We start from the raw sequence: 8,545 nt of genomic DNA, 5'->3' as shown, positions 1-8,545 counted from the left end.
GCCCGGGACCGCATCCTGACGGCGGCGCGCGCGGAGTTCGCCGCCCGCGGCTACGACAAGGCGTCCATCCGCGGCATCGCCAAGGGCGCCGGCGTGGACCCGGCCCTGGTCCACCACTACTTCGGTACGAAGGAACGGGTCTTCGCCGCCGCCGTCGAGCTGGACTTCGGGCCCGCGCTGCTCGCCCCCGACATGCTGCTCGCGGCGCCGCCGGCGGAGCAGGGCGAGCGGCTGGCCCGGTTCTTCCTCGGCATCTGGGAGAACCCGGCGCACCGCGAGCCGCTGCTGGCGATCCTCCGCTCGGCGGTCGGCAACGACGCGGCGGCGGCCGTCTTCCGGGAGCTGGTCTCCACCCGGCTGATGTTCCGCGTCGCGGCCGAACTGGAGGTCCCCGACCCGCAGTTGCGCTCCGAACTCGCCGCGGCCCAACTGGTGGGGATGGCCTTGCTGCGGTACGTGATCAAGATGGAGCCGCTGGCCAGCGCCGCCCCCGAGGAGGTCATCGCGCTGGTCGCACCGGGCGTCCAACGGCTGCTGACCGGCGCACCGGGCGCGCCCGAGCCAGCGCCGGCGCCCACGCCGGCAGACCCGGACGCCACCGGCTGACGCGCCCACTGGCCGGCGCACCGACCAGCCCACCGACCGACCCACCGACCGGCGCACGGCCCCCACCCGTCTCGCATCCCGGAATACGCGTCCAGATCTTGGAGCCGGGGGCGTAGGCTCGTACGACACCGTACGCATGCACTGACGTACGCACCGGCGTACGCGTCAGGCGTCACCAGGGAGTGAGCACCGTGCCCGAGCTGAGGTCCCGTACCGTCACCCACGGCCGCAACATGGCGGGCGCCCGCGCGCTGATGCGGGCCTCCGGGGTAGCGAGCGAGGACATCGGCAAGCCGATCGTCGCGGTGGCCAACTCCTTCACCGAGTTCGTGCCCGGGCACACCCACCTCCAGCCGGTCGGCCGGATCGTCAGCGAGGCGATCAAGGCGGCGGGCGCGGTGCCGCGCGAGTTCAACACCATCGCGGTGGACGACGGCATCGCGATGGGCCACGGCGGGATGCTCTACAGCCTGCCCTCGCGCGACCTGATCGCCGACTCGGTGGAGTACATGGTCGAGGCGCACTGCGCGGACGCCCTGATCTGCATCTCCAACTGCGACAAGATCACCCCGGGCATGCTGATGGCCGCGCTGCGGCTGAACATCCCCACGATCTTCGTCTCCGGCGGCCCGATGGAGGCCGGCCGGGCCACCCTGGTCGACGGCACCGTCCGCAAGCTCGACCTGATCAACGCCATCAGCGACGCGGTCAACGAGGACGTCTCGGACGAGGACATCCTGCGCATCGAGGAGAACGCCTGCCCCACCTGCGGCTCGTGTTCGGGCATGTTCACGGCCAACTCGATGAACTGCCTGACCGAGGCGATCGGCCTGGCGCTGCCCGGCAACGGCTCGGTGCTGGCCACCCACACCGCCCGCAAGGAGCTGTACGAGCGGGCCGGCGCCACCGTCGTGGAGCTGACCCGGCGCTACTACGGCGACGACGACGCCAGCGTGCTGCCGCGCAACATCGCCACCCACGCCGCGTTCGAGAACGCGATGGCGCTGGACATCGCGATGGGCGGCTCGACCAACACGATCCTGCACCTGCTGGCCGCGGCGCAGGAGGCCGGCGCCGGCTACGACCTGACCGACATCGACGCCGTCTCGCGCCGCGTCCCGTGCCTGGCGAAGGTCGCCCCGAACGTGGCGCCGCAGGGCACGTACTACATGGAGGACGTGCACCGCGCCGGCGGCATCCCGGCCATCCTCGGCGAGCTCTACCGCGCCGGGCTGCTCAACGAGGACGTGCACACCGTCCACTCCGCCGGCATCAAGGAGTGGCTCGACGCCTGGGACCCGCGCAGCGGCGCGACCACCGCCGAGGCGCTCGAACTGTGGCACGCGGCGCCCGGCTGCAAGCGGTCGGCCGAGGCGTTCTCGCAGTCCGAGCGGTGGGATGCGCTGGACACCGACGCCGCCGGCGGCTGCATCCGCGACGCCGCGCACGCGTACTCCGCCGACGGCGGCCTCGCCGTGCTGCGCGGCAACCTCGCCGTGGACGGCTGCGTGGTCAAGACCGCCGGCGTGGACGAGTCGATCTGGACCTTCCAGGGCCCGGCCGTGGTCTGCGAGTCGCAGGAGGAGGCCGTCGAGAAGATCCTGAACAAGACGGTCAAGCCGGGCGACGTGGTGGTCATCCGGTACGAGGGCCCCAAGGGCGGCCCCGGCATGCAGGAGATGCTCTACCCGACCTCCTTCCTCAAGGGCCGCGGCCTCGGCAAGTCCTGCGCCCTGGTCACCGACGGCCGCTTCTCCGGCGGCACCTCGGGCCTGTCCATCGGCCACGCCTCGCCCGAGGCGGCGTCCGGCGGCACCATCGCCCTGGTCGAGGACGGCGACCCGATCCGCATCGACATCCCCGCCCGCACCATCGAACTCCTGGTCCCCGACGAGGAGTTGACCAAGCGCCGGGCAGCCCTGCTGGAACGGCTCGGCGACTACCGCCCGGCCGCACGCGAACGCAAGGTCTCCCAGGCGCTGCGCGCGTACGCGGCGATGGCCACCAGCGCGGACAAGGGCGCGGTCCGGGACGTCAGCCTGCTCGGGGGCTGAGGACGGCCCGTGCGGGGCTGCGTCCGGGGCCGGGTTGAGCCGAGGTGGGATCGGGGCGTGGGGCCGGGGCCGGGTTGAGCCGAGGTGAGGGCTGAGCCCGGCGGCGGGGCCGGGGCCGCAGATGCGGATGGCCTGCGACAGCGGATCGGCCGCGCCCACCGCGTACGGCGGGACCTCGGCGCCCAGCCCGTACGCCTCGGGCAGCGCCACCACGCACCGCCAGCCGGTCGGCCCCGCCCAGCCCAGCCCAGCCCAGCCCAGCCCCGGCGAGCGCGTACGACGAACGCACTGCCCGGCCGCCGGCAGCCGCGGGGGCCACCGGCAGACACCGGGAGGCACCGGCAGACACCGGGAGGCACCGGCAGACACCGGGAGGCGCCAGGAGGCACCCGGGGCGCAGCCCTAAAGCGAACGTTCTAATAGGTAGGCTGGCGGGCGTGAGCACGAAGACGAAGAACGCCGGGGCCCCCGACACCCGCGCCCGCATCATCCGCGCGGCCTCCGCGCTCATGCAGCGCCAGGGTTACGACGGCACGGGCATCAAGCAGATCGCCCAGCAGGCCCAGGCCACCCTCGGCTCCGTCTACCACTTCTTCCCCGGCGGCAAGCAGGAGTTGGCCGTCGCCGCGATCCACCACGGCGACCGGGAGTTCGCCGAAGAGCTCAGCGCCGCACTGGACGCCGACGACGACCCGGCCGCCGCCCTCACCGCGCTCTGCCAGGACCTCGCCGCGGGGCTCGCCGCCTCCGACTGGCCCGCCGGCTGCCCGATCACCGCGACCGCCCTCGGCCCGGCGGGCCGCGCCCCCGACATCCAGGCCGCAGCCGCCGCGGCGTTCGCCCGCTGGCGCGCCCTCGTCCACACCAAGCTGCGCACCGCCGGCATCCCCGACCCGGCCGCCCACGACCTGGCCCACCTGACCATCAGCACCATCGAGGGCGCCGAACTCTCCGCCCAGGTCTCCCAGAGCACCGAGCCGCTGGAGATCGCGGGCCGCTACCTGGCCCAACTGGTACGCGCCGCACGCTAGACCCGCCGGTACGGGCAACCCGGCAACCTCGGCCGCCGCTTGGCGTGCGGAGGGTCCGGCCGATGGCACCTGCCGTGCGGACGCCCCGGCCGTACGGACACCCCGGCCAGCGCCACCCGTCGCGCGGCGGAACCGACCGGCGACACCAGCCGCACGGAGGCTCCACCTGCCCCGTGGGTGCCACGACTCCCCCCTGCCGTACGCGAGTTGATGCCACACGCGGGGAAACACCACCAGCCCCGGAACGCCCCGCACCCCCACCCGGGCACCCGCCGCGGACCGCGGCGCCCGGCGCCTCTTATGCGCCATACAGACGTGACCTGTACGCGCCATTACGACTAGGGTGACCTGCACTGCGGCCACCATTTGGCCCAGCATGACCGAACTGCGATGGCCAGAATCAAGCCAGCCATCAGGCTTTCAGGGGGACATCACTTCATGCGTTCCATACGCAGCACTTCCACCGGGTCCGCGCCGGGCGCCGAGCCGGACCCGACGCGGTCCGCGGACCCGTCGGACCCGTCGATCGCCCGGCGCGCCCGTCGGCAGGCGCCCAGGGCGCTGGTCGCCGTGGCGCTCCCGCTGGCCCTGCGGACCGGCGGCACCACCGGCGCGGTGGCCCGCCCGCTCACCGGCGACGCCCCGGCCGCGGCGCACCCCACCCCCGCCGCTGAGACCGCCTTCGACACCGGCACCGCCACCGTCCGCGGCGCGGACTACCGGTTCAGCGCCGGCCAGGGCCGCTTCCTGACCGACGGCGGCAAGGCCCCGCGGGCGCTGCGCCACATCACCGGCGCCGCCACCGACTTCACCGTGCTGAAGGGCGCCGGCGACGACGGCCCGACGCTGGCCGGCACCACCCTGGCCGGCACCTCGGCCACCACCGCCCGGGCCGCGTGGGCCTCCAACTCCGAGTTCGTCGACCTGTCCTGGCCCGGCGTGCGCGGCGCCGCCCCGTACCAGGTCTTCCGCGACGGCAAGCTGATCGCCACCACCCGCGGCACCAGCCTGCGCGACGTGGCGGTGCGGCCCGGCGCGGAGAGCGAGTACACGATCTCGACCACGGCGAACGCGCCGGCGAGCGAGTGGACGGGCGGCGAGCGGGCCGACTTCGCCAGGACCGGGGAGCGGCCGGTCAACGGCCACACCTGGAACCTGAACGTCCAGGTGCCCGCCTCGGCGCAGCCCGCCGCGCTGGAGTCGGCCGCGTTCAAGGCCGAGGCGAAGGCCAAGAAGTACCACTCGACGACGATCAAGTACCGCACCTTCATCCGCAGCAAGTGGGTCACCGCGCCGGTGGGCTGCACGTACACCAAGGGCTACAAGTACGCGGGCGACAACCGCGGCTTCAGCAAGGCCGACAGCGCGAGCCACCGCACCGACCTCACCGGCATCGTGTACTGGGAGGGCGGCTCTTCGTGGAATGCGCACATCGGCACCACGCACGTCTACAAGACGAATGGAAAGTTCGTCGCCAAGAAGACGGCGAGCAAGAAGAAGATGTCGTTCCGGGTGATGTCGCAGAACTCGAAGACGGCTCAGGTGCGGGGCATCACCGAGGCCGGTAACCCGTATTGCGGCGTCGGCAGCATTTCCGGTTACTACAACGCCAGGATCAGCCGCAGCGGCGACTTCTACATCTCGGGCCGGCACAAGCAGATGCCCGACCACGAAATCATCATCAGCGGATTCACCCGCTCGCCGATGAAGACGTACACGAAGTTCCTGCACACCGCCAAGCAGGCCAGCCCGACCTGCCTGTTCAAGCCGGCCTGCCCCGCGGCTACGATTGGCAACAACGGCGGGTACTGACGGAATGCACGGTACGGAAACCGTCCGTCCGACCCCCTGACGATTGGCACGACCCATGAGCGCACCCCTTCCCAAGGCAGCCACGTTCGCGATAGCGACGTCCTGCATTCCGTGGGCGGTGGGTGCGCTCCTGTCGTTCGTGTTGATCTATGCGGGCGGTTATCCGGACGATGACGGCGACAGTTCCTGGCAGACGTTCTCCAGCGACTGGCTCAGCCCGTCGGCGCTGGTCTTCCCGGTGGCCGCGGCCCTGGTGATCGGGGTGCTCGCGGTGACCCGCCCGACGCCGCACCGCTGGCTGATCGCGACCCGCAACGCGGTGGCGTACGCGGGCGTGCTGCTGGTCATCAGCGTGGTCAGGTTCGTGTCCGACGGCGCGGGCCAGGCCGTCGACTACGCCTTCCTCACCCTGATCGTCGCGCTGTTCACGCTGCAACTGCCGCTCTGCGCGGCGCTCTCGGCGGCCCGGGCCGGGCCGCTGGGCATCGCCGTCGGCGAGGACGACGGCGACGCGTGCCCCGACGCCGAGCACCGGGGCAGCGGCGCCCACTCGGGGGGCTGAACCCGGGGGCTGGCCCCGGGGACTGAGCCCCCGCCCCGGGCCCACGACAGCACGACGAGCGGGGGGGGGGGGGGGCCGCGGGGGGGGGCGCCCCCCGCGCGGCCCGCGCCCCCCCCCCCCCCCCCCCCCCCCCCCCCGCCGGGGGCCCCCCCCCCCCGGGGGGGCGCCCCCCCCCCCCCCGCCCCACGTCAGGCACCGTCACCGCAGCTCAGCCGCGTGGCCGGGCGGGTGCGGCAGATCCGGCGGGGCTCCGATCAGAAGCTCAGGCCGTGGCCGCGCAGGAAGCCCAGCGGGTCGATGCCGGAGCCGTAGTTCGGGCCGGTGCGGATCTCGAAGTGCAGGTGCGGGCCGGAGGAGTTCCCGGTGTTGCCGGAGAGACCGATCTCCTGGCCGGCGCGGACCGACTGGCCCACAGCCACCTTGATCTTCGACAGGTGCGCGTACTGCGAGTACGTGCCGCCGGCGTGCTTGACCACGATGGCGTTGCCGTACGCCGGGCCGTCGCCGCCGCCGTTGCCGCCGGCCTTGATCACGGTGCCGCCGTGCGCGGCCTTGACCGAGGTGCCGGTGGAGACGGCGAAGTCCTGGCCGGAGTGGCCGTGCGCCCAGCGGGCACCGCCGGCCGCGAACGGCGCGCTCAGCGGCGCGTCACCGACCGGGGCGACCCAGGACGAGGCGTTCAGCGGGCCGCGCTTGGACCGGTCGGCACGCTTGTCCTTCGCACCGTGCCCCTTGTCCCGCTCGCCGGCCTTCTTGGCCTTCTTCTGGTCAGCCTTCTTGTTCTTCTTGTTCTTCTCGTTCTTCTTCTGCGCGGCGCTCTTCTCGTCCTGGTCCGCCGCCTTCTGCTGCGTCTTCGCCTGCGCCTGAATCGACTTGACCAGGGAATCGGCCGAAGCCGCGGCGGAGAGGGGGGAGTGCGGCGTCGCTGCCAGCGCCACCCCGGTACCCAGCGCGAGCGAGCCGCCCAGACCCACGGCCAACACGGTGGCGCGAGTGCGCAGGACCGACTTGTTCACGCGGGTGGCCTTGGTGTGCTGCGTCATACGGAAGTACCTCCGGAGAAATCCAGGAAATGTATTGATCCCGACTGCGAATCCTCTGCGGTTCGCCGGGATCGCCATACCTTGGTAACCCGGGCTCGGTTTTCTGCCAAGGGGTGCATGTATTGGCCTTCTACTACCTCTTCTCGTAGCACGAGCGAGGGGAATTCGTCCCTTCCACACCGCGGGCGATCACCCGTAAAGACCATTCCGTGGTGCGTACGGCGGTATCCCGTGCCCTTCCGGGCCGCATTTTCCGGGCCTACCGTGCCGTAGGGAAAAAGCCCCGGCCGCCCCCGCGCGAAAGGCCCGGGCCGACCGGGCCGAACGCCCCGGCCGGCCCCCGGCCCGACCCGCTATCCGGCCTAGTAGGCCCCCGGGGGCCTGTGCCCCATGTCACCGGCCGGCCCGCCCCGCGGGCCCCGCGCGGGCCGTCTCGCCCGGTCGTCCACCGCCCGCGGCGGGTCCGGCGCCGGGCGCCCGCAGTAGCCTGTTGCACCGGCCGGGCGTGGCCCGCGGCAGAGCGCCGGCCACGGACGGGGCGCGGGGTGCGGCGGGGCCACCCCGGGCGGGTGCGGTCCGGGCGGGTGCGGTCCGTACGGGCCGCGCGGGGGATTCGGGAAAACGGGGGACGGGCAGTGGAACCATCGGCCATCGGCGTCCGGCTGCTGTCGAGCGCCATCGTGCCCATCGTCAAGAAGCTGTTCGTGGTGGAGCCGCCGGGCGCAGGGCTGGTCGACCGGCCGGTGCGGATCTCGGGGCTGGTCTCCTTCCGCGGCGAAAAGCGCAACCTCACCGAGCGTGACCTGCACCGACTCGCCGCCGAACTGGTCCGGCGCAGCGTCCGCGCGGCCGGCCCGCACGAGCGGCCGGTGCCGCAGGACGAGGAGGAGGCGGTCGCCCGCGCGCTGGCCGCCACCCTGCACGGCCTCGGCGATCTGACCCTCAGCGACGTGGAGGCGGTCCGGCACGGCCCACGCAGCCTGGCCCACCGGCTCACCGCGGACGCCCCCGACCAGGGCCGGCTGCGCGGCCTGAGCGAGCCCGCCACGGCGCTCTACCAGAGCGTTCTGGAGACCGCCTGCCTGCACATCCTGCACTTCTTCACGCAGCGCTCCAGCTTCGTCGCGCACACCCTCGTCCAGCAGAGCGAGCAGTTGGCCGGGCTGGTGGCCAAGGTCGACGCGCTGATCGAGCGCAACCCCACGCACGCGGCGGCCGACGTGGCCTTCGACGAGCGGTACGCGCAGTACATCGCCCGTAAACACGGCACGCTCACCATCTACGGCATCGACCTCACCCACTCGCCCGACCGCTGGCCGCTGGACGCCACGTACCTGAGCCTCCAGGCGACCCGCACGGCCCCGGACCGGCACGCCGCACACCAACAGCCCGCACGCCCGCAACCCCGCACACCAACAGCCCGCACACCCACACACC

The 8,545-nt window shown here is 73.0% G+C and carries 7 protein-coding genes; 6 read left to right on the top strand and 1 reads right to left on the bottom strand.

Features of this window, described 5'->3' with window-relative positions; translation table 11 throughout:
* The 5 genes from AAHZ94_RS23055 to AAHZ94_RS23035 all read left to right on the top strand — a co-directional run.
* Positions 1–606: TetR/AcrR family transcriptional regulator (locus tag AAHZ94_RS23055; RefSeq protein WP_349994893.1), on the top strand; the 606-nt coding region annotated here is incomplete at its 5' end.
* Positions 607–797: 191 nt separating this feature from the next.
* The gene (gene ilvD, locus AAHZ94_RS23050) at positions 798–2,660 is read left to right on the top strand and encodes a dihydroxy-acid dehydratase (RefSeq protein ID WP_349994892.1); all 1,863 of its coding nucleotides are present in this window, start codon (positions 798–800) and stop codon (positions 2,658–2,660) included.
* A 437-nt stretch (positions 2,661–3,097) separates the two neighbouring features.
* Complete coding sequence (locus AAHZ94_RS23045; protein WP_349994891.1) at positions 3,098–3,691, top strand: TetR/AcrR family transcriptional regulator; 594 nt, start codon at positions 3,098–3,100, stop codon at positions 3,689–3,691.
* 438 nt (positions 3,692–4,129) lie between these two features.
* On the top strand, positions 4,130–5,503 hold the full coding sequence (locus AAHZ94_RS23040; RefSeq protein ID WP_349994890.1) for a hypothetical protein: 1,374 nt from the start codon (positions 4,130–4,132) through the stop codon (positions 5,501–5,503).
* A 55-nt stretch (positions 5,504–5,558) separates the two neighbouring features.
* Entirely contained in the window at positions 5,559–6,065 is a 507-nt protein-coding gene (locus AAHZ94_RS23035; protein ID WP_349994889.1) for a hypothetical protein, read from the top strand.
* A 254-nt stretch (positions 6,066–6,319) separates the two neighbouring features.
* On the opposite strand, the gene AAHZ94_RS23030 is transcribed toward AAHZ94_RS23035, so the two are convergent.
* Positions 6,320–7,108: a M23 family metallopeptidase gene (locus AAHZ94_RS23030; RefSeq protein WP_349994888.1), complete on the bottom strand. Its 789-nt coding sequence runs from the start codon at positions 7,106–7,108 to the stop codon at positions 6,320–6,322.
* Between the two features lie 635 nt (positions 7,109–7,743).
* Between AAHZ94_RS23030 and AAHZ94_RS23025 the strand changes: the two genes are divergently transcribed.
* Positions 7,744–8,545: NACHT N-terminal Helical domain 1-containing protein (locus AAHZ94_RS23025; RefSeq protein WP_502964750.1), on the top strand; the 802-nt coding region annotated here is incomplete at its 3' end.

The sequence above is a fragment of the Streptomyces sp. HSW2009 genome, assembly GCF_040240285.1.
Classification (GTDB): domain Bacteria; phylum Actinomycetota; class Actinomycetes; order Streptomycetales; family Streptomycetaceae; genus Streptomyces.
This window is presented reverse-complemented; position numbering and strand designations above follow the sequence as displayed.